The following is a 352-nucleotide window of genomic DNA, read 5'->3' on the forward strand; positions in this document are numbered from 1 at the left end:
CCATGCTCCCGCCATGGGGACGCATGCGCGTGGGCACGCGCCTGTTCGAGCATGCCGCGGTCAACGCATGGTCCGGCGGGCTGATGTGGATCTTCGGCTTCCGCCTGCAGCGGATCGGCACGCCGCTGCCGGGTGCCGTGCTGTTCGTGGCCAATCACGTCAGCTGGGTGGACATCTCGGTGCTGCACAGCCAGCGCATGATGGGCTTCGTCGCCAAGCGCGAAATCGCCGGCTGGCCCGTGGTGGGCTGGTTGGCCGCGCGCGGCCAGACCATCTTCCACCAGCGCGGCAGCACCGAATCGCTCGGTGGGGTGATGCAGGAAATGGTCGTGCGCCTGCGCGAGGGCAAGGC

1 protein-coding gene is annotated in these 352 nt (G+C 69.0%); it reads left to right on the forward strand.

From position 1 onward, the window contains the following. Window positions 1-23: 23 nt before the first annotated feature. A partial coding sequence (locus tag AC1DN0_RS42040) for a lysophospholipid acyltransferase family protein (protein ID WP_477146752.1) occupies window positions 24-352 on the forward strand: 329 nt, incomplete at its 3' end.

It is taken from the genome of Cupriavidus sp. 05N39 (assembly GCF_056397325.1).